At 64.5% G+C, this 21,069-nt stretch carries 13 protein-coding genes and 1 tRNA gene; 8 read left to right on the forward strand and 6 right to left on the reverse strand.

The window, feature by feature from the left end; genetic code table 11:
- The 3 genes from A3736_RS00005 to A3736_RS00015 all read left to right on the forward strand — a co-directional run.
- The coding region (locus tag A3736_RS00005) for a hypothetical protein (protein ID WP_233999113.1) at positions 1-366 on the forward strand (366 nt) is incomplete at its 5' end.
- A 90-nt stretch (positions 367-456) separates the two neighbouring features.
- Entirely contained in the window at positions 457-3,213 is a 2,757-nt protein-coding gene (secA, locus tag A3736_RS00010) for a preprotein translocase subunit SecA (RefSeq protein WP_067677551.1), read from the forward strand.
- A gap of 25 nt (positions 3,214-3,238) precedes the next feature.
- The gene (locus tag A3736_RS00015; protein ID WP_067677554.1) at positions 3,239-3,982 is read left to right on the forward strand and encodes a sulfite exporter TauE/SafE family protein; all 744 of its coding nucleotides are present in this window, start codon (positions 3,239-3,241) and stop codon (positions 3,980-3,982) included.
- A gap of 52 nt (positions 3,983-4,034) precedes the next feature.
- Here A3736_RS00015 and A3736_RS00020 read toward each other — a convergent pair.
- Positions 4,035-4,109, reverse strand: a tRNA-Asn gene (locus A3736_RS00020).
- 87 nt (positions 4,110-4,196) lie between these two features.
- Positions 4,197-4,976 carry an NAD kinase gene (locus tag A3736_RS00025; RefSeq protein ID WP_067677557.1) on the reverse strand — a complete coding sequence of 260 codons (780 nt, stop codon included), beginning with the start codon at positions 4,974-4,976 and terminating at the stop codon, positions 4,197-4,199.
- Between the two features lie 114 nt (positions 4,977-5,090).
- On the opposite strand from A3736_RS00025, the gene A3736_RS00030 reads away from it, so the two are divergent.
- On the forward strand, positions 5,091-6,425 hold the full coding sequence (locus tag A3736_RS00030) for a bifunctional diguanylate cyclase/phosphodiesterase (protein ID WP_067677561.1): 1,335 nt from the start codon (positions 5,091-5,093) through the stop codon (positions 6,423-6,425).
- 30 nt (positions 6,426-6,455) lie between these two features.
- Here A3736_RS00030 and mfd read toward each other — a convergent pair whose 3' ends face one another.
- From mfd to A3736_RS00045, 3 genes are read right to left on the reverse strand one after another with little or no spacing between them, the layout of a single operon-like run.
- Positions 6,456-9,935, reverse strand: coding sequence for a transcription-repair coupling factor (mfd, locus tag A3736_RS00035; RefSeq protein WP_067677564.1), 3,480 nt, complete (start codon positions 9,933-9,935; stop codon positions 6,456-6,458).
- Positions 9,936-9,951: 16 nt separating this feature from the next.
- A complete protein-coding gene (locus A3736_RS00040; RefSeq protein WP_067677566.1) occupies positions 9,952-10,329 on the reverse strand; it encodes a hypothetical protein in 378 nt (125 codons plus the stop codon).
- Positions 10,330-10,344: 15 nt separating this feature from the next.
- Positions 10,345-10,617 (reverse strand): succinate dehydrogenase assembly factor 2, encoded by a 273-nt coding sequence (locus A3736_RS00045; protein ID WP_067677567.1) that lies wholly within the window; start codon positions 10,615-10,617, stop codon positions 10,345-10,347.
- A 120-nt stretch (positions 10,618-10,737) separates the two neighbouring features.
- Here A3736_RS00045 and recG point away from each other — a divergent pair, with 120 nt between their 5' ends.
- Positions 10,738-12,801: an ATP-dependent DNA helicase RecG gene (gene recG / locus A3736_RS00050; protein WP_067677570.1), complete on the forward strand. Its 2,064-nt coding sequence runs from the start codon at positions 10,738-10,740 to the stop codon at positions 12,799-12,801.
- Positions 12,802-12,811: 10 nt separating this feature from the next.
- Here the strand turns inward: recG and A3736_RS00055 are convergent, their stop codons facing one another.
- Positions 12,812-13,825, reverse strand: coding sequence for a YihY/virulence factor BrkB family protein (locus A3736_RS00055; RefSeq protein WP_233999118.1), 1,014 nt, complete (start codon positions 13,823-13,825; stop codon positions 12,812-12,814).
- Between the two features lie 147 nt (positions 13,826-13,972).
- Here A3736_RS00055 and A3736_RS00060 point away from each other — a divergent pair, with 147 nt between their 5' ends.
- From A3736_RS00060 to A3736_RS00070, 3 genes are read left to right on the forward strand one after another with little or no spacing between them, the layout of a single operon-like run.
- Positions 13,973-16,318: a BamA/TamA family outer membrane protein gene (locus tag A3736_RS00060; RefSeq protein ID WP_067677573.1), complete on the forward strand. Its 2,346-nt coding sequence runs from the start codon at positions 13,973-13,975 to the stop codon at positions 16,316-16,318.
- Positions 16,318-20,640 (forward strand): translocation/assembly module TamB domain-containing protein, encoded by a 4,323-nt coding sequence (locus A3736_RS00065; RefSeq protein ID WP_233999119.1) that lies wholly within the window; start codon positions 16,318-16,320, stop codon positions 20,638-20,640. The genes A3736_RS00060 and A3736_RS00065 overlap by 1 nt, the downstream gene beginning before the upstream one ends.
- Positions 20,640-20,822, forward strand: a complete 183-nt coding sequence (locus tag A3736_RS00070; protein ID WP_067677575.1) for a hypothetical protein — start codon at positions 20,640-20,642, stop codon at positions 20,820-20,822. Before A3736_RS00065 ends, A3736_RS00070 begins: the two co-directional genes overlap by 1 nt.
- Positions 20,823-21,069: the final 247 nt, after the last annotated feature.

Raw genomic sequence — 21,069 nt, forward strand, 5'->3', positions numbered from 1 at the left:
GGTCCATCCTCGCGCGATAGGAAGTTTCGACTGAGAGGTAAACGCGCTTCAGGGGTGGACGCGGGCAATGCCAGTTTCTATCTACGGGCCTTGATGCTTCGTCGCCTGCTCGCCTGTTTTGCCATTCTGACCGGCCTTGCCGCCGCGAATGCGCCTGCGCATGCGACGATGATCAGCGCGCTCGAAGCGCAGCTGGAAGATCAGCGCAAGGCTGACGATCCCGTCCGCAGCGCGGAAAGCGCCTGCGTCGAGAAACAGCGTAAGCAGCGCCTGCGCGGAGAGCGGATCACGCCCTGCCGCGCGCCCGAAACGGTGACGGTCTATGTGCCGACGATCCAGTTCGGGCCCGATCGCGCCTACGAATAGCGCGACCCTTAAAGCTTCCGATTCGCTTTTCGGCCCGCGGCTTCGCATGCGCGCGGGCGCTCTTCCTATTTCCGATTTCAGAGACCTGTCATGCTCAAAGCCCTTACCAAGTCGCTCTTCGGCTCGTCCAACGATCGTTACGTCAAGTCGATGGACAAGATCGTTAATCAAATCAACGCGTTGGAGGAGCAGCTTCAGGCTCTGTCCGATGAAGAGCTGCAGGCCCAGACGGACAAGTTCCGCGAGCAGTTGGAAAACGGTAAGACGCTGGACGATATCCTGCCCGAAGCATTTGCGACCGTTCGCGAAGCCTCGGTCCGCGTGCTCGGCATGCGGCATTTCGACGTGCAGATGGTGGGCGGTATCGTTCTCCACCGCGGCGAGATCGCCGAAATGCGCACGGGCGAGGGCAAGACGCTGGTCGCCACGCTCGCGACCTATCTCAACGCGATCGAGGGCAAGGGCGTCCACGTCGTCACCGTGAACGACTATCTCGCCCGCCGCGACGCGGAATGGATGGGGCAGCTGCACCGGTTCCTCGGCCTGACGGTCGGTGTGATCGTGCCGAACTTGAACGAGTTCGAGCGGCGCGACGCGTATAATTCGGACATCACCTACGGGACGAACAACGAGTTCGGCTTCGATTACCTGCGCGACAACATGAAGCACGATCGCAACCAGATGGTGCATCGTCCCTTCAATTACGCGATCGTCGACGAGGTCGATTCGATCCTGATCGACGAGGCGCGCACGCCGCTGATCATTTCCGGCCCGACCGAGGACAAGAGCGAGCTCTATATCTCGGTCGATGCGATCGTGAAGGATCTCGATCCCGAATGGTACGAGGCGGACGAGAAGACCAAGAACATCAGCTGGACCGAGGAAGGCACCGACGCGATCGAGGCCAAGCTGGCAGAGGCCGGCCTGCTCGAAGGCGAGAACCTCTACGACGTCGAGAACACCCTCGTCGTGCATCACCTCGACCAGGCCCTTCGCGCGAACATCATGTTCAAGAAGGACACCGACTATATCGTCAAGGACGACAAGGTCGTGATCATCGACGAATTCACCGGCCGCATGATGGATGGGCGCCGCTGGTCGAACGGTCTCCACCAGGCGGTGGAAGCCAAGGAAGGCGTCAAGATCGAACCGGAGAACCAGACGCTCGCCTCGATCACCTTCCAGAACTATTTCCGCATGTATCCCAAACTGTCCGGCATGACCGGCACCGCCGCCACCGAAGCGAGCGAGTTCTGGGACATCTACAAGCTGAACGTCGCCGAGATCCCGACCCATCGCCCGGTCGCCCGCATCGACGAGGACGATCAGTTCTACAAGAACACGATGGACAAGTTCGCGGCCATCGCGAAGGCGATCAAGGAGAAGAACGAGCTGGGCCAGCCGGTCCTCGTCGGCACGGTCTCGATCGAAAAGAGCGAGCTGCTCAGCCAGTTCCTCGAAAAGGAAGGCGTCAAGCACGAGGTGCTGAACGCCCGCCAGCACGAGCGCGAGGCGCATATCGTGGCGCAGGCGGGCCGCATCGGCGCGGTTACCATCGCCACCAACATGGCCGGGCGTGGCACCGACATTCAGCTGGGCGGCAATCTCGAATTCCGTACCGAGGACGAACTGTCCGACATGCCGGAAGGCCCGGAACGCGACGCCGCGATCGAGCGGATCAAGCAGGAAATTGCGGAAGAAAAGCAGCGCGTGAAGGATGCAGGCGGGCTGTTCGTGCTCGGCACCGAACGCCACGAATCGCGCCGGATCGACAATCAGCTGCGCGGCCGTTCGGGCCGTCAGGGCGATCCGGGTCTGTCGCGCTTCTACCTCTGTCTGGAAGACGATCTCCTGCGCATCTTCGGGCCGGACACGCTGTTCTCGCGTATGATGAACAGCAATCTGGAGGATGGCGAGGCGATCGGGTCGAAATGGCTCAGCAAGGCCATCGAAACCGCGCAGAAGAAGGTCGAGGGGCGCAATTACGAGATGCGCAAGCAGGTCGTCCAGTACGACGACGTGATGAACGACCAGCGCAAGGTCATCTACGAACAGCGCGCCGAGATCATGGACAGCGAGGCGGTGGACGATGTCGTGCTCGAAATGCGGCACGACACGATCAACAACATCGTCGGCGAAGCCTGCCCGCCGGGATCGTATCCCGAACAGTGGAACGTGGCGCAGTTGAAGGAGCGGGTCGAGGAAGTGCTCGGCATGACGCCGCCGATCGACGACTGGTTGCAGGAAGACGCGGTGGAGCCCGCCATTATCGAAGAGCGCCTGCAACAGGCCGCCGATGAAGCGATGGACGCCAAGATCGCGCGGGTCGATCCGTCGATGTGGCGCAATGTCGAAAAGAGCCTGCTGCTCCAGTCGCTGGATCATCACTGGAAGGAACACCTCTCCACGCTCGACGCGTTGCGCCAGGTGGTGTGGCTGCGCGCCCATGCGCAAAAGCAGCCGATCAACGAATACAAGCAGGAAGCCTTCAGCCTGTTCGAAAGCATGCTCGACACGCTGCGCGAGGATACGACATCGAAGCTGATCAAGCTCGACGTGCGCGAGCCCGAACCCACGCCTTCTGCGAGCCTGCCCGAACTGCCGGATTTCCTCACCGGACATATCGAACCGCTGAGCGGGATCGACAATTCCGACGATGGCGACGGATCGGAACGGCGCGCGGCGCTGTTCGGATCGCTGGCGGGTAGTCCGCAGGCGGCCGCCGGGCCGGGGGGCGTTTCGGACAATCCCTATGCCGGCAAGCAAATCAGCCGCAATGCCCCGTGCCCCTGTGGATCGGGCAACAAGTACAAGCATTGCCACGGGGCGATCGGCGCTCGTGCGTAACCGGTTCGGGCCGGGTCTGACCTAGATGATCTGGCTCGCTATCGCCTTCTTCGCGACCGCGCTGCTCTATGCATCGGTCGGGTTCGGAGGCGGATCGACCTATAGCGCGCTGCTCGCGCTGGCGGGGCTCGACTATCGCGTGCTGCCGCTCGTCAGCCTTGCCTGCAATATCGTGGTCGTCGCGGGCAGCACGATACGCTTCTCGCGCGCGGGCATCCTGCCTTGGCGGCGAGCCTTGGTCCTGACCGGTCTTGCGGCCCCTGCGGCGCTTCTGGGCGGGCTGACGCCTATCGGGGAGCGCAACTTTCTGCTGCTGCTGGGCGCCAGCCTGGTCCTGACCGGCCTTACCCTTCTCATCCCGGTCGCGAAGTCGAGCGAGGAGCATGCGACCAAGGCCGCTCGGTTCGCACCTTTGGCTGCGCCACCGCTCGGCTATTTGGCCGGACTGGTCGGGATCGGGGGCGGCATATTCCTGGCGCCGCTTCTCCATCTGGTACGCTGGGCCGAGGCGAAGAGCATCGCGGCGACGGCTGCGCTGTTCATCCTCGTCAATTCGCTGTTCGGTCTGGTCGGCCAGATCCTGAAGGGCGGGGAGGGCCGGTTCGAAGCGGCGGTGGGCTTCGGCTTGCCGCTTCTCGTGGCAGTCGCGATCGGCGGCCAGATCGGCAGCTATCTGGTGGTCCGCTTCCTGCCGCAACGCTGGATACGCTGGATCACCGCCGGGCTGACGCTGTTCGTCGGCGTCCGGCTGGTTCTCGATCACATCTGAGCGGAAGGCCGCATCTATGGATGCGGCGGCGCCATCGGCTGCTGGCGAAAAGTGGCTCCCCGAGTTGGATTCGAACCAACGACCAAGTGATTAACAGTCACCTACTCTACCGCTGAGCTATCGGGGAGCAGCCGTACGGCAGGGGTGCGCCTATATGGGCGGGGCAAAGGTTTGGCAAGCGGGTGTTTCGCGAAATTTCGCTCTTCGCTTCCGATTACACCACGAATTGTTCGGCCACGATGCGCTCGTCGAGCGTATGGCCGGGATCGAACAGGAGCTTCAGCTCCTGCTCGCGCGCGATGGCCAGCGAGACTTCGGCGATATCGCGCACCTCTTTCTGGTCGGCCACGACGGATACGGGGCGCTTGTCCGATTCGAGCACGCGGAATCGGATATGACTGCGATCGGGCAGGATCGCGCCACGCCAGCGACGCGGGCGAAAGGCGCTGATCGGAGTCAGCGCCAGCAATTGCGAATCGAGCGGCAGGATCGGCCCGTCTGCGGAGAGGTTGTAGGCGGTGGAGCCCGCGGGCGTTGCTACCAGCACACCGTCGCACACCAGTTCCTTGATTCGCACCTTGGTATCGACAGTCACTTCAATCTTGGCGGTCTGGCGCGTCTCGCGCAGCAGGGAGACTTCGTTGATGGCGCAGAAGCGGTGCGTCTCGCCTTCCTGCGTAATCGCTTCCATGCACAGCGGCGCCACCGCCAGCCCGCGTGCCTTTTCGAGGCGCTGCATCAGTTTGTCGGGGCCGCGATATTTGTTCATCAGAAAGCCGACCGTGCCCAGATTGACGCCGTAGACCGGTTTCAGATTACCGTGATCGAGCATGGCGTGAAGCGTCTGGAGCATGAACCCGTCGCCGCCGACCACGACGACGATGTCCGCCTCGCCCGGAGACACCCAATCGGTGAGCGACTGAAATTCCTGCGCGACTTCCTGCGCCTTCGCGCTGTCGGACACCATCAGGGCCAGCTTTGCGAACTCGGCCATACTTATCCTCTTCCCGGCGAAAGCCCTTCATCCACACCTATGGAGGCATGTCCCGTTTGGCAACGCGCCGCTTTTTGTGTCACACCGAAGGACCGGAGCGCTTAGGGAGGTTCGATGGCAAGCTTGGCCGACACTTCTCACCGCGATTATCCCGCTCAGGACGGGCGCGATGCCCTGACGGGGCTCGCCGATCTGGCGCATGCCCGCCTCACGATGCAGCGCTGGCAGCGCGACTGGCCCGACGGAGGGCCGCCCTTTCCCATGCGCGCCATGCTGATCGCCATCGGCCGGATCGATCGCGTGAACGTCGCCTATGGCGAGACCACGGGCGACGGCGTCCTGATCGAGATCGCCCAGCGTATCCGCCATTTCGCCGAAGATGAGCTGGAAAGCGGCGTCTGGCTGGCGGCGCGCATTTCCGGCGATAGCTTCCTGCTCGCCGCGCGCGAGGATTGTTCGCGCGAGCGGTGGCAGTGGCTGGCCGAAGCGCTGGCCGATGCCATCGCCATGCCGATCGTCGATCCCTCTACCAGCCACAGCCTGCGCCTCTGGCCGCGGCTCGCGCTGATGAGAGCGCGCGCGGGCGACGATGCCGATTCGGTGCTCGATACGCTGGCGGAAACGGCCGTGCGCATGCGCGGCAGCAATGGCGAACGCATCGCCTGGGCGAGCGAGGATCTGGACCAGCAGGGCCTGTCGAACCAGCAATTGGAAGCCGATCTTCTGGCCGCGATCGATCGCGACGAGATCGAGGTGCTGTTCCAGCCGCAATACCGTGTCGGCGATGATCGCCTTGTGGGGGCCGAGGCGCTGGCACGCTGGCAGCATCCGACCCTGGGACGCATCGGCGCGGGCCTGCTCTTCACGATCGCCGAACGCGCCGATCACGTCGCGCAATTGTCCCGCCATATCGCATGCCGCGCGCTGCATGGCGCGCGTGAATGGCCTGAGGGGCTGTGCCTGTCGATCAACGTGACTTCCGCCGATCTTGCAGCGGGCAGCTTCGCGCGCGACTTCATCGCTCTGGTCGATGAAAGCCTGCTGGCACCCGATCAGGTCACTCTGGAGATCACCGAGCAGGTTCTCCTGGCCGATCTCGACCGGACGCGAGAGATTCTCGACGAGCTGAAAGCGGTCGGCATCAATCTCTCGCTCGACGATTTCGGAGCGGGTTACTGCAATTTCCGCTATCTCAAGGTGCTGCCGCTCGACTGCCTCAAGCTCGACCGCGCGATGATCGATGGCGTGCTGGACGACGAGCGCGACCTTGCAGTCCTGCGCGCGATCGTGGCCATGGCCAAGGCGCTCGATCTCAGCGTGGTGGCGGAAGGGGTGGAGAAAGACGAGCAGCTGGCCCTGATCGCGCGCGAAGGCGTCGAAACCTATCAGGGTTTCCTGCGCGCCGAACCGATGAGCGCGGACGACTTCATCAGGCTGGCGCGCGGCTGAGGGCCGATCGCTTCGCGGTAATGCCGCCGATCAGCCTTTCTTCTTCGCCTTCCTCGCGATTGCGGAAAGCCCCTTGGTCAGCTGATAGAGCCCGTTCAAGCGGCTCTGCGGATCGTTCCAGGCGCGGCTGATCACGAGCTTCATGTCGGGACGCAGTTTGGCGGTTCCCTTCAAGCGATCGACATAGGCGATCAGCCCCGGACCGTCGGGAAAGTCGTCGTTGTGGAAGGTGACCAGCGTGCCTGCCGCGCCGACATCGATCTTGGCGATATTGGCGGCGATCGCCTGGTGCTTGATCTCGATCAGCTTAACGAGATTGGCAGTCGCGCTGGGCAGTTCGCCGAAACGGTCGATCATCTCGGCGGCGAGCGCTTCGATCTCGCCCTTGTTCTCTGCATCGTTGAGGCGGCGATAGAGCGCCATGCGGACGGCGAGGTCGGGGACGTAATCCTCCGGAATCATGATCGGCGCGTCGACCGTGATCTGCGGGCTGACCTTTTCCGGTTTCGCTTCCAGCCCCATCTCGCCCGCCTTTGCGGCCAGGATCGCGTCTTCTAGCATGGACTGGTAGAGTTCGAAGCCGACTTCGCGGATGTGGCCGGACTGTTCGTCGCCCAGCAGATTGCCCGCGCCGCGAATGTCGAGGTCGTGGCTGGCGAGCTGGAACCCGGCGCCGAGCGAATCGAGATCGCCGAGCACTTTCAGGCGCTTTTCGGCCACTTCCGAAAGCTGCGTGTCCTTCGCGTAGGTCAGATAGGCGTAGGCGCGCAATTTGGAGCGCCCGACGCGGCCGCGCAGCTGATAGAGCTGAGCAAGGCCGAAAATGTCGGCGCGGTGGATGATGATCGTATTCGCGCTCGGCAGGTCGAGACCGCTTTCGACGATCGTCGTGGCGAGCAGGACGTCGTATTTGCGCTCGTAGAAAGCGCTCATCCGCTCTTCGATCTCGCCTGCGCCCATCTGCCCGTGCGCGGCGACGAATTTAACTTCGGGCACGTTTTCGTGCAGCCAGTCCGAAATCGCGTCCATGTCGGAAATGCGCGGCACCACGATGAAGCTTTGCCCGCCGCGATGATGCTCGCGCAGCAGCGCCTCGCGCATCACCATGTCGTCCCATTCCATCACGTAAGTTCGCACCGCCAGGCGGTCGACCGGCGGGGTCTGGATGGTGGAGAGTTCGCGCAGGCCCGTCATCGCCATCTGCAAGGTGCGCGGGATCGGCGTGGCCGTGAGCGTCAGCATATGCACGTCGGCGCGCAGCTGCTTGAGCTTTTCCTTATGCGTGACGCCGAAGCGCTGTTCCTCGTCCACGATGACGAGGCCGAGATCCTTGAACTCGGTCTGCTTCGACAGGATCGCATGCGTGCCCACGACGATGTCGATGTCGCCCTTACGGAGCCCCTCGCGCGTTTCCTTGGCCTCCTTCGAGGAGACAAGGCGCGAGAGACGCCCGATATTGAGCGGGAAGCCTTCGAAGCGGGCGGAAAAATTCTCGTAATGCTGGCGGGCGAGCAAGGTTGTGGGCGCGACCACCGCGACCTGCTGGCCGTTCATCGCCGCGACGAAGGCGGCGCGCAGCGCGACTTCGGTCTTGCCGAAACCGACATCGCCGCAGACGAGGCGATCCATCGGCTTGCCGCTTTCAAGGTCCGACAGGACATCGGCGATGGCGCGATCCTGATCGTCGGTTTCCTCGTACTGGAACCGGTCGAGGAACTGGTTGTACGGCCCTTCCTCGACTTCGAGGACCGGCGCTTTCCTCAAGGCGCGGGCGGCAGCGACCTGCATCAGCTCCCCCGCGATCGCCTGGATCCGCTCTTTCAGGCGCGCGCGTCGCTTCTGCCACGCTTCACCGCCCAGTCTGTCGAGCTGGACCGCTTCCTCGCTCGATCCATAGCGGCTGAGGACGTCGATATTCTCGACCGGGATGAACAGCTTGTCTCCGCCGCGATATTCGAGCTGCACGCAGTCGTGCTTCGATTTGCCCACCGCAATCGGTTCGAGGCCGAGATATTTGCCGATCCCGTGTTCGGTATGGACGATCAGATCGCCGACGCTGAGCGCCTGCAATTCGGCAAGGAAGGCGTCGGCATCGCGGCGCTTCTTCTTGCGGCGCACCAGCCTGTCGCCGAGAATGTCCTGCTCGGTCAGCAGTTCCAGCTCGTCATTGGCGAAGCTCGCCTCGAGCGGGACGATCATCGCGGACGGCTTGCCTTTGGCCGCCTGGCCCAGCGCTTCCTGCCAGCTTTCGGCGGTCTGCACTGCGATGCCCGCTTCGTCGAGAATCGACACGATGCGCGAGCGGCTGCCCTTCGAATAGGCGGCGATCAGCGGCCGCCGGCCCGATTTGGCGATGGCTTTGAGATGGTCGGCCAGCACCGGATAGACATTGTCGCCCCGCGCGCGCTCAGGCGCGAAATCCCGGCCCGACCGGAAGCCGAAATCGAGCACGCTGTCGCTTTCCGGTTCGTCGAATGCGGTCGCGCGATGGGCGGGCGCATCGGCGAGCGCGGTCTCGAATTCGCCTTGAGTCAGATAAAGCGCGTCGGGCTTCAAGGGACGGTAACTGCCCTTGGCCTGCCCGCTGGCCGCCTTGCGCTGTTCGTAATAGTCGCCGACATCCTTGGTCCGCTCTTCAGCGGCGGCCAGCGCGGCCTGATCGATCACGACCAGATCGTCCTTGCCCAAATGGTCGAACAGCGTCGTCAGCCGGTCTTCGAACAGCGGCAGCCAGTGCTCCATCCCCGCCAGGCGACGCCCTTCGCTGACCGCTTCGTAAAGCGGATCCTGCGTGGCATTGGCGCCGAACATTTCGCGATACCGCGTGCGGAAGCGCTTGATGCTGTCTTCGTCCAGCAATGCCTCGCTGGCCGGAAGCAGCAAATGCCTGTCGAGCCGACCCGTCGTAAGCTGGGTGTTGGGATCGAAGCTGCGCAGGCTTTCCAGCTCGTCGCCGAAGAAATCGAGCCGCAGCGCTTCGTCCATCCCGCTTGGGAACACATCCACGATCGATCCACGGATCGCGTATTCGCCCTTGTCGATCACGGTATCGGTGCGCGAATAACCCTGACGCTGGAGCAGGGCGGACAGGCTTTCGCGCCCGATCTCCATGCCCGGCGCGAATTCGCGCACGCTTTCGCGGATGCGGAAGGGTGTGAGAACGCGCTGCAGCGCGGCGTTGGCCGTCGTCACCAGCAATTGCGCGCCGGGCTTGCCCGCCTGCAGGCGATGGAGCGCAGCAAGCCGCCGGGCGCTGATCGAGAGCGCGGGGCTCGCGCGATCGTAAGGGAGCGAATCCCACGCCGGGAACTCGATCACTTCCAGTTCCGACGCGAAGAACCGTGCCGCTTCGGACACCGCGTGCATCGCCGTATCGTCGGGCACGATGAAGACCGCGCGGCCTTTGGCGGCTCTGGCGAGGTCGGACAGGACCAAAGGCTGTGCCCCGCGCGCCACCCGGGCGAGCGTGAGCGGACGGTCGGCTTTCAGAATGCGAGCGATATCGGGCATGATCAGATCAGGAGCGCTAGACGCCCGCCTCGGTTCCGTTGCGGTCGCGCAAACGACGATAAAGGGCCAGGATGACGGCGCCGACGAGGAGGCCGACGAAGGATGCGAGCGCGTCGACCTGCAAATCGCGCACGTCCATCTCGCGCATGGTGTTGAGGATTCCCTGCGCCAGTTCGATCGCACCACCGAAGGCGATTAGAGCGACCCAGAGAAGCAGGAAGGAAGTGCGCGAGAATGTAAGCCGCGAAAGCACGCCGAGCGTCACGAAGGCCACCCAGTGCCAGAAATCGCCGCCCTGGCCGCCCACGTTACCCGGGATCAGAGCGAAGACCGTTGTCGCACCGGCCGATATCGCCAAAGCGAGCAGCAATACTCGCAGGATCCATTTTCTCATCGCAGGCGCCTAGCTTCAGATCGCGACGTAATCGAGGCGCTGCATCGCCTCCATGCGCTCTCCGAGGAAGGCGGGCGGAACGGGCTGAGTCTTGAGGGCCCATGCCATCACATCGACATCATCTTGCTCGAGCAGCGCTTCGAACCAGGCGAGGCCTGCCTCGTCCCACTCCGCGTGATAGCGATCGAAGAAGCCGCCGAACATGTAGTCCGCTTCGCGCGTGCCGCGATGCCATGCGCGGAACCGGGCGCGCTGGATGCGGCCTTCGAAAGTGAGGAGATCGGGCATGGACGCCAAGTAGGTTCCTCCTCCCTTCAGCGCAAGCCAGGATCGGCCCCTGCTGGCTCGGCATTGACGATACGAGATCCCGGCTTTCGCTGCCGGGCCGAGTGGGTTTAAGGGGAGGCGATGCGGCCCGATATCCTCAATCCCCTCTTCGCCGAGGTCGAGACGCTCGACGGCGTGGGTCCCAAGCTGAAGAAACCGCTCGACCGGCTCGGCCTGACGCGGGTGCGCGATGTCGCCTATCATCTGCCGGAACGCTTCGTGACGCGCCGTGCGGTTCAAAATCTGGACGAGGCGGGGGAGGGCGAGCAGATCGTCCTCAAACTGACGGTTACGGAGCATCGCGGCGGGCGCAATCCGCGCGCTCCCTACAGGGTGCTGGCGCAGGATGCGGTCGGAAATATCCTCGCGCTCACCTATTTCGGTCGAGCCTCCTATACGGCCAAGAAGCAATTACCGGTCGGCGAGACGCGCTGGGTCGCTGGCAAGCTCGAGCGCTATGGCGACATGCTCCAGATCGTCCATCCCGATCACGTGCTCGAAGAAGGGGGCGACACGCTTCAGCGCCTGTGCGAGCCGGTCTATGCGCTGGCCGAGGGGCTGACCCAGCCCAAAATGACGCATCTGGTCGAGCAGGGGCTGGCGCGCGCGCCCGAATTGCCCGAATGGAGCGAGTCGGGCCAAGTCGAGCGCGAAGGCTGGCCCGCATGGCGCGACGCGCTGGTGCTGGCGCACAAGGGTGAAAACGCGAAGGCGCGCGACAGGCTCGCCTATGACGAATTGCTGGCGAACGGCCTTGCGCTGATGCTGGTGCGCGCGGACAATCGCCGCCGCAAGGGCCAGGCTTTGGTGGGCGATGGCAGTTATCGCGGAAAACTGGCGCTCCCGTTTCCGCTGACCGGCGCGCAGAAGCGGTCGATTGCGGAGATCGAGGGGGATCTGGCGCAAGAGGCCCCGATGCTGCGTCTGCTTCAGGGCGATGTCGGTGCGGGCAAGACGGTGGTGGCGCTGGAAGCCATGCTGATTGCGGTCGAGGCGGGCGCCCAAGCGGCACTTCTCGCACCCACCGAACTGCTCGCACGCCAGCACTTCGAGACCTTGCGAAGAATGGCCGCGCCGACTGGGGCCGAAGTCGTGCTGTTCACCGGTCGCGACAAGGGGAAGGCGCGCGAGAGCATACTGATGGGGCTGCTCGACGGATCGATCGACATCGTGGTCGGCACGCATGCGATCTTTCAGGACACGGTCGCTTACCGCAACCTCGCCATGGTGGTGATCGACGAGCAGCACCGCTTCGGGGTCGGCCAGCGCCTGATGCTGGCGGGCAAGGGCAAGCGCGCACCGCACGTCCTTGCCATGACCGCGACGCCGATCCCGCGCACGCTGACGCTCGCTCAATATGGCGAGCTGGATGTCAGCAAACTGGACGAGCTTCCGCCGGGCCGCCAGGCGATCGATACGGTGGTGATGGGGCAGGACAAGCTGGCTCTGCTGGTCGATCGCCTCGCCGCGCAGATCGCGGAGGGGCGCCAGGCCTATTGGGTGTGCCCGATGGTGCGCGAGAGCGAGGGGCCGGAAGACATCGCCGCCGCCGAAGCGCGCTATGCGGCCCTCCATGAACGGTTCGGCACGGACGTGGTGATGGTCCACGGTCAGCTCGCTCCCGAGATGAAAGACGCGGCTATGGAACGGTTCGCCAGCGGCGATGCCAAGCTGCTGGTCGCGACGACGGTGATCGAGGTCGGCGTCGACGTGCCCAACGCCACGCTGATGGTGATCGAACAGGCCGAACGCTTCGGCCTGGCCCAATTGCACCAGCTGCGCGGCCGGGTGGGGCGGGGCAGCGCGAAATCCATCTGTATCCTGCTGCGCGGCGATACCCTTTCCGAAACGGCGCGCGAACGGCTGGCGCTGATGCGCGCGACGCAGGACGGATTCGAGCTTGCCGAAGAGGATCTGAGATTGCGGGGCGGCGGCGAATTGCTGGGTACGCGCCAGTCGGGCGAGGCGGCCTTTCGCATCGCGGATCTCGATCAGATCACGCGTCTCCTGCCTGCCGCCCACGACGATGCGCGCCTGCTGATGGAGCGCGACGGCGGGCTCGACGGTAAACGCGGCGAGGCGGCTCGTATTCTGCTCTACCTGTTCGAACGCGATTTCGGAGTCAGAACCCTGCGCGGAGGATAGGGGAGATGGGCTAGCGCCCTTCTTTCTCGCGCCGGACCATCGCTTTCAGCTTCGCGCTTTGCATGTGGCGCTTCACCGCGCGGCGCTCGGTCTTTTCCATCCACTGGCCGAGCGTCAGGCCGCCTTCCGAAATATCCGCGAGCACCGCGCCACGCTCGCCCAGCGGCTTTTCGGGGCCGACGGTGGTATCGGTGGTCGTCTGGCGCTCGATCTCGGCATTGAGCAACGCCCCTGCAAGCACCCCGTAAGCCGACAGGAACAGCCACATAAGGAACACGACGATCGCCGACAGCGAACCGTAGGTTGCATTGTAGTCGCTAACGTAGGCGACATAGAGCGAAAAGCCGAACGAGATCGCGATCCACAGTACCGTCGCCAACAGAGCGCCGGGGGCGAGCCATTTCCATTGCGCGGGTGCGCGGTCGGGGCCGTAGCGCATGATCAGGGCGAAGCCCGCGCTTCCCAGCGCAATCGAGGCGGTCCAGGTCAGAAGCTTGATCGCCCATTCCACGCCTGCGCCGATCATCCCCTCGGCCTGGGTCTGGAGCCAGGCGAAAAGGCCTGCGCTTAGAATACCAGTCAGCGCCACGAAAATGCCCGCCAGAGTCAGCGCGGCGATGCGGAGCGTTCGTGGGATAATGCCGCGCGTTTCGTGTTCTTCGTTGACGATGTTGAGCGCCCCGACCAACCCGTTGGCCGCGCGCATTCCGCCATAGATGGCGAAGAACAACGCCACGATCAGCGCGAAGCCGGTGACGCCCGAATTGGCAGTCACCACGCCGAGCAGCTGATCCTCGATCACGGCGGCAGCTTCGGCCGGGACCACCTGGATGATCGCGCGCATCTGCTGCTGCACCGTTTCGACATTGCCGATCAGGCCGTAAACCATGACGGTGGCCGCGATCAGCGGGGTCAGGGCGAGAAAGGTGAAGAACGCCACGCCCGCGCCCAGAAGCGACAGATTGTGAAATCCCCACATCGTATAGACGCGCTTCAGGATCTCCTTCCAGGCTGCCCAGGGCATGGAAAGAGGACTTTTTGCGGTTGCACCGGGCGCGCCTTTAGGAGAAGACCCGGGCTCTTGGGCGGGATTTGCCACATCTCCGGGTGCATGGTCCCCGGATCGCGCCGATGCGGTTTGTCCTTCATTGTCCACGGTGGATCGCTTTCTATGCTCGCTTCGGCTTCGTCTGTCCTTCATCCCGCGCCGCTTGGCAACCGTGCCGCCCGCGCGGACCGGGCCGTGAGCGGGATAATCCGGACGGCGGCCTCCGTTCTGGCGCTGGGCGTTGTGCTGGCGGCATTTCCCGTTTCGGCACAAAATACGGTTAATCCCGACGACGCCGAAGCGGACCTGCCGATTCCCGCTCCTCCGGCAGATGCCGACCTGCCGGACGTAGAACCGATCATCACCGACGAGGAATTCGAGACTGCGATTCCCTCGCTCGACGAGGATGACGCGCTCGAAGGGCCGCTCGAATCGATTGCCGATTTCGAAAGGCGCATCGCCGCCGAACAGGCCGATGCCGATCCCGAAGAGGGACAGGAGGCGCCGCTGGGCGATCCGGCACTGGCGGATGGCGATCCGGTCGAGGCGATCGGCGATGCGCCGATTCGCGACGCCGAACTGGTCGCGCCGCTCCCGCCGCTCGACCAGTTCGAAGTCGCGCCGGTCGAATTCGCAGAGGCGGAGGCGGACGAGGAAGTCGTCGAAGTCGCCTATAATGTCACCGTCAACGGTCTCGACGAGGCGGACGAGGTGGCGCAAACCAATATTCGCGCCATGTTCGAGGATTTGTCCGCGCTAGAAGACGGCGACGGCGAGGCCGCCAATGTTGCGCAGGTCGCCGCGCGGTTGACCGAAGACAGCGCCTTGATGCAGCGCCTGCTGGCGTCCGAAGGCTGGTACGAAGCCAGTGCGACGACGCGGATCGACCGCTCGGCGGATGCGACCGGCCAGCCGCTCACCGCGGTGATCGATGTGGTCCCCGGCCCGCGCTACACATTCTCGGACATCGTGATCGACGCTCCGCCGGTCGAACCGGAAAACCTTATCCGCGACAATCTTCCGCTGCAGGTCGGCGAACCGATCGTGGCGGCGCGGGTCCAGGGGGCCGAAGCGCGCGTGGCGATCGAATTGCCGCAGAACGGCTATCCCTTCGCCGAGATCGGCCAGCGCGACATCCTGCTCGATCCCGAAACGCAGGATGGCGTCTATACCCTGCCGATCACGACCGGGCCGCGCTCGCGCTTCGGTGGTTTCCGTACGACCGGCGATCTCGCCTTCGATGCCGACCATGTCGAAACTCTGGCCCGCTTCGAACGCGGCGAACTCTACGACAGCCGGATGGTCGACGATCTGCGCCAGGCGCTGGTCGCCACCGGCCTTTTCAACACCGTATCGGTAGTGCCCGAACAGACCGGCGAGCCCGCGGGCGATGGCACCGAATACGCCACGATCCTTGTCGAGCAGGATGCCGGGCCGCCGCGCACGCTGGCGGCGAGTGCGGGCTATGGAACGGGGCAGGGCTTCCGCGTCGAAGGCAGCTGGACCCATCGCAATCTCTTCCCGCCGGAAGGCGCGCTGATCGGGCGCGGCGTGATCGGTACGCGCGAACAGGGCGCCAGCGGCACGTTCCGCCGGTCCAATGCCGGGCGCAGGGACCGCACGTTCCAGGCCAGTATCGAAGCGCTGCGCGCCGATTACGAAGCCTATGAAGCCTTCACCGGTCGCATCGCGGCACTGGTCAGCTACGATTCGACCAGCATCTGGCAGAAGCCTTTCACCTACGCCTATGGCGGGCAGATTATTGCTTCCAACGAGCAGGATTTCGATCTGACGACCCGCGAGCTGGTGCGGCGGACCTTCTTCATCGGCGGGCTGACCGGCCAGATCGGGATCGATCGCACGAATAGCCTGCTGAATGCGACCGAAGGCTTCCGCGTCACCGCGCTGGTGGAACCCGAGGGATCCCTGCAGGACGGTTTCAGCCCCTATGTCCGCGTGCGCGTGGATGGATCGGGCTATTACAGCCCCACCGATTCGATCACGCTGGCGGGCCGCATCAGGGTCGGTACGATCCAGGGGATCGACCGGTTCGACCTTGCGCCCTCGCGCCGGTTTTACGCGGGCGGCGGCGGCTCGGTGCGCGGTTATGGCTTCCAGCAATTGGGCCCGCGCGCGGTCTATCCCGATCCCGGTTTCGAATTCGATCCGGAAAATCCCGACGAGGTTGCGGATACGATCTATCGCCCGCTCGGCGGGCGCAGCTTGAACGAAGCGGCGGCGGAAGTGCGCTATCGCTTCGGCGATTTCGGCGTGGTCGGGTTCGTCGATGCGGGCCAAGTCTATGAAGGCACGACGCCCGATTTCAGCGATCTGCGCTACGGTGTCGGCATCGGCGGACGCTATTACACCAATTTCGGCCCGCTGCGTTTCGACGTCGCCATGCCGCTCGACAAGCGCGAAGGCGAAAGCAGCTTCGCGGTCTATGTCTCGATCGGGCAGGCGTTCTGATGGCCGAGGATACACCTAACGAAGAGCAGGGCATCGAACAGCAGGGCATCGAACAGCAGGGCATCGAACAGCAGGGCGCTGCCGACCCCGTCATGGTCGAGGATACGACCGAAACGAGCGAGCCGGTAGAGACGCCGCGCCGCGAGCGCCACGTGGGCCGCACGATCGCGAAATGGACTGCCATCGTGCTGGGCGGCATCGTCCTTCTGGTCGGTGCGTTGATCCTCGGGCTCGATACCGGGCCGGGCAAGCGCTTCGTTGCCGACCAGATCGCGGCTCTCGAATTCGAGAACGGAATGCAGATCGATGTCGGGCGCATCGAAGGCTCGCTCTATGGCGAGATGGTCCTCCACGATGTCGCCGTGTCCGATCCACAGGGCGTGTTCCTCACCTCGCCCGAAATGCGGGTCGATTGGCGGCCGTTCAAATTCCTGCGCAGTCACATCGACATCCGCTCGCTGATCGCGCCGCGCGTGACGCTGCAGCGCCTGCCGGAATTTGCCGAGACTCCGCCGAGCGACGATCCGCTGCTGCCGAATTACGACATCGATATCGGCGAATTCCGGATCGGCAATTTCGTCGCCGAAGCCCCAGTCAGCGGAGAGCGTAGGGTCGCTTCGATCAGTGGCGGCGCGAATATCGCGGACGGGCGCGCGCAGGTCACGCTCGATGCGGCGACGATCGCGGGGCAGGGGCGTGCGGGCGGCGATCGGATCGCGCTCGAACTCGATGCGGTGCCGGACGATAATCGCTTCGACGTCTCGCTCGATCTGAACGCGCCCGGCGATGGCGTGATCGCGGCGCTGGCCGGGCTGACCGAACCCTTGCGCGTTCAGGTCGCGGGCAAGGGCACCTGGGATCGCTGGAACGGACGGCTCGATGCGAACCTTGCGGGCAGCGAGTTCGCGCGCCTGCGGATCGCCGGGAACGACGGCACGTTCCAGGTGCGCGGGCCGACGCGCGTGGCGCGCCTGTTCGAAGGGCCCACCGCGACGCTGCTCGGCCCGATCCTGAATGTCGACATGACGGCCGCTCTCGACGAGCGCCGGGCGACGCTGGCGGGCAATCTCAACAGCGACGCCTTCCGCCTCAACACCAACGGCCTGGTCGATCTGTCGGACAACAGCTTCGAGGATCTGAAGCTCGCTTTCGTGCTGCTCAAACCGTCCGCCATGGCCGAGAATCTGAGCGGTAGCGGCCTGCGCGCGCTGCTGACGCTGAATGGCGAATTTGCCACTCCGCGCGTCCAGTATCAGGTCAACGCCAACCGGCTCGCCATGAACGACATGGGGCTGGAAAACCTGCGCGCCAGCGGCGAGGCGACGGTCGATGCGGATCGGATCATGATCCCCATCGAAGCCAGCGTTGCGCGCATAACCGGGCTCGACACCGTTGCCGGCGGGCAGCTGCGCGATGTGCGCCTAGCGGGCGATCTCGCCATCGACGGGCCGCGCATCCTGTCCGACAACATGCGGATTCGCTCGGACCGGATCGATGCCGGGCTGATCCTCCTCGCCGACACCTCGACGGGGCTCTATACCGGCGCGATCGACGGGCAGATCGACGATTACCGGATCGAGAGCGTCGGCATCTTCGATATCGAAACCGATGTCGATTTGCAGACCGAAGGCGACGGCTTCGCGCTGGCGGGCCGGGTGCGCGTGCGCTCGACCAGCCTGTTCAACGAAGGCGTGCGTGATTTTCTGGGCGGGAATGCCGTTGCGGCCACCGATGTGCGGTACGGTTCGGACGGGATCGTCCGCTTCCGCAATCTCACGCTGCGTGCCCCGGCGGCGCAGATCACGGGCGGCAGCGGGTTCTACGCGCCGGACGGGCGGCTCGCGATCCAGGCGGATGGCGTGACCGATGCCTATGGCCGTGTCGGCGTGCGGGTTGCTGGTACGCTCACCAATCCGCAGGCAGTCGTCACGGCGGAGCGGCCCGATCTCGGCATCGGCCTCGCCAATTTGCGCGCCAACATCACAGGCGCGCGCAATGGGTATCGCCTCGATGCGACGGCGGACACCGATTACGGCGCGCTGACCGCCGACGTGGTGCTGGGCACGGGCGATGTGCTGACGCTCGACATCAACAGCGCCAATCTCGCCGGAATCGATTTCAGCGGCTCGCTGCGCCAGACGCCCGCCGGGCCTTTTGCCGGGCGGCTCGACGCGAATGGACGCGGGCTTGCAGGCGTGGTCCGGCTCGACGCACAGGGCCAGTATCAGCAGGCGCTCGTCAATCTGAGAGCGCGCGATACCGTGCTTCCGGGACCGGCCAATCTCACGATCGGCTCGGCGATCGTCGATGCGCGAGTGGTGCTGTACGACCAGCCCTATGTTGTCGCCGACGCCCAATTGGCGCAGACCAATATCGGCAGCCTCAATCTCAACGCCGCGCGCGCCAAGATCGATTATCGCAATGGCAACGGCACTGCGCGCGTGCTCGCCGAAGGGGTCAGCGGCGTGCCCTTCCGCGTCGCCGCCAATGCTGAACTGACGCCCGATCTCTGGCGCGCGCAGATGAAGGGCAGGGTTCGCGGCATCGATTTCGCCACGACCAGTCCGGCACGGATCATTCCGGGTGCAGGCGAATACGAATTGCTGCCGACCCGCATCGATTTCGGTCGCGGCAATATCCGCCTCGCCGGGAAATACGGAGACGGTATCGAAATCCAGAGCCGGCTCGATTCGCTTGACCTTGCCATGATCGAAGCCTTCGTGCCCGGCCTCGGCATCAATGGCCGCGCCACCGGAAGCCTCGATTTCGCCCAGGCCAGCAGCACTGCGTTCCCGCGTGCCGATGCCCGCCTCCAGATCGCCAATTTCAGCCGCACCACTGCGGTCTCCGTCAGCCAGCCGCTCGACATCAATTTCGTCGGCAAGCTGCTGCCCGATGGGGGCGAGGCGCGTGCTGTGATGCGGCGGCGCGGCGCGGTGATCGGGCGAATGGTCGCCTCGCTCAATCCGCTTCCGCCCGGATCGGGCAGCTGGACGACCCGCCTTCTCTCCGCGCCTCTTGGCGGCGGGATTCGCTATAACGGCCCGGCGGACACGCTGTTCTCCTTCGCCGGTCAGCCTGATCAGCGCCTGTCGGGGCCGATCGGCGTGGCGGCGGATTTCTCGGGCCGGGTCCAGAGCCCCGAATTGTCGGGCATCATCCGCGCCAACAATCTGACCTATGAAAACCAGACCTACGGTACGCGGCTTTCCAACATGGCGATCGCCGGGCGCTTCAGCGGCGATCGGCTCGAAATCGAGCGCCTGACCGCCACGGCGGGTGACGGCAAGCTCAGCGCCAATGGTTTCGTCAGTCTTGCGGAAGCCAGCGGCTATCCGATGAATGTCGAAATCACGATGGACGATGCGCGCCTGGCTCGCAGCGACGCCTTGTCGGCGACCGCGACCGGCAATCTTCGCCTGACCAAGGCGGCCCGGCAGACTGCGGTGGTGAGCGGACGGATCGTGCTGCCCGAGACGCGCTACGAGATCATCCGCCAGGGCGCCGCCGAAGTGCCCGAGCTGACCGGCGTGCGCTTCAAGCCGCCGCGTGGCCCGCAACGCATCACGGGTGACGAGCCTTCGCAGCCGCAGCCGGGCCTGTTCGATCAATTGCGCGTCGATATCGCGCTCGCTGCGCCGGAGCGGCTGTATGTTTCGGGCATGGGTCTGGAATCCGAATGGAGCGCCGATCTGCGCCTGTCCGGCACCAGCACCGCTCCGCGCATCTCCGGCGATGTCGAGCTGGTGCGTGGCACGCTGGGCTTTGCCGGGCGCTCCTTCGAACTCACCGAAGGGCGTGTGGATTTCACCGGCGGCCGCACGATCGATCCGGTCATCCGTCTGACCGCGACCGAGGATATCGAGGACGTGACCGTCAATGTGAACGTCACGGGCCGCGCCTACGATCCGCAGATCGCCTTCTCCAGCACGCCCGGCCTTCCGCAGGACGAGATCGTCTCGCGCATCCTGTTCGGTAGCTCGGTCGGCAATCTTTCCGCCATCCAGGCGGTTCAGCTGGCCGCCTCGCTCAACTCGCTGCGTGGCAGCGGCGGCGGTCTCAATCCGCTCGGCAAGCTGCGTTCTGCGACGGGTGTCGACCGCCTACGGATCCTCGGCGCCGACGAGACGAGCGGGCGCGGCACCGCGCTCGCGGCGGGCCAGTACATTACCGACGATATCTACATCGAATTCATCACCGACGCCCGCGGCTTCACCGCCACGCAGCTCGAAGTCAGCCTGACGCCGTTTCTTTCGATCCTGAGCCAGGCAGGCGGATCGGGCGCGACCAATGTCAACGTTCGCTATCGCAGGAACTATTGATGCGAAGCGCGATCATCCTCGCGGCGATCGCGCTGAGCGCCTGCCAGAGCGAGCCGAGCTTCGACGAGCGCTACGACACCGCGCAGGAGACGATCGAGGCGAAGGCTGAGGAGCTGGACGCGGAATTGCAGGACGGACCGACGCAGGTCGAGGAGCCGCCGGAAAAACCCGCCGCGGAGTAGCGCACTGCGCATTCGGTGTCCCCAAACGGGGTGGAGTATGGTGCTGAAAAATGCGGCGAAACGATTTTCGGATCGCAAGCCGAAAGTTGGTCGGGGAGAGAGGATTCCCGACCTTTTTTCGACCGCCTCTGAAGAAGCCCAGAAAACAGCCATTTCCACGCTTCCGGACGAAGCGTGTGGCACAATTTGTGGCACAATCTGTGGCACGGTGCGAGGATAAATTTATCCGTTCCATCTTACCCCACAG

It is taken from the genome of Erythrobacter sp. HI0063, from assembly GCF_001635685.1.
Classification (GTDB): Bacteria; Pseudomonadota; Alphaproteobacteria; order Sphingomonadales; family Sphingomonadaceae; genus Qipengyuania.

Coding starts and splice junctions, on each gene's coding strand:
- A3736_RS00065 (WP_233999119.1), top strand. CDS start 16,318: ATGGCCGAGGATACACCTAACGAAGAGCAGGGCATCGAACAGCAGGGC.
- recG (WP_067677570.1), top strand. CDS start 10,738: ATGCGGCCCGATATCCTCAATCCCCTCTTCGCCGAGGTCGAGACGCTC.
- A3736_RS00070 (WP_067677575.1), top strand. CDS start 20,640: ATGCGAAGCGCGATCATCCTCGCGGCGATCGCGCTGAGCGCCTGCCAG.
- A3736_RS00045 (WP_067677567.1), bottom strand. CDS start 10,617: ATGCCCGATCTCCTCACTTTCGAAGGCCGCATCCAGCGCGCCCGGTTC.
- A3736_RS00055 (WP_233999118.1), bottom strand. CDS start 13,825: ATGCCCTGGGCAGCCTGGAAGGAGATCCTGAAGCGCGTCTATACGATG.
- A3736_RS00015 (WP_067677554.1), top strand. CDS start 3,239: ATGATCTGGCTCGCTATCGCCTTCTTCGCGACCGCGCTGCTCTATGCA.
- A3736_RS00040 (WP_067677566.1), bottom strand. CDS start 10,329: ATGAGAAAATGGATCCTGCGAGTATTGCTGCTCGCTTTGGCGATATCG.
- A3736_RS00060 (WP_067677573.1), top strand. CDS start 13,973: ATGCTCGCTTCGGCTTCGTCTGTCCTTCATCCCGCGCCGCTTGGCAAC.
- A3736_RS00030 (WP_067677561.1), top strand. CDS start 5,091: ATGGCAAGCTTGGCCGACACTTCTCACCGCGATTATCCCGCTCAGGAC.
- secA (WP_067677551.1), top strand. CDS start 457: ATGCTCAAAGCCCTTACCAAGTCGCTCTTCGGCTCGTCCAACGATCGT.
- A3736_RS00025 (WP_067677557.1), bottom strand. CDS start 4,976: ATGGCCGAGTTCGCAAAGCTGGCCCTGATGGTGTCCGACAGCGCGAAG.
- mfd (WP_067677564.1), bottom strand. CDS start 9,935: ATGCCCGATATCGCTCGCATTCTGAAAGCCGACCGTCCGCTCACGCTC.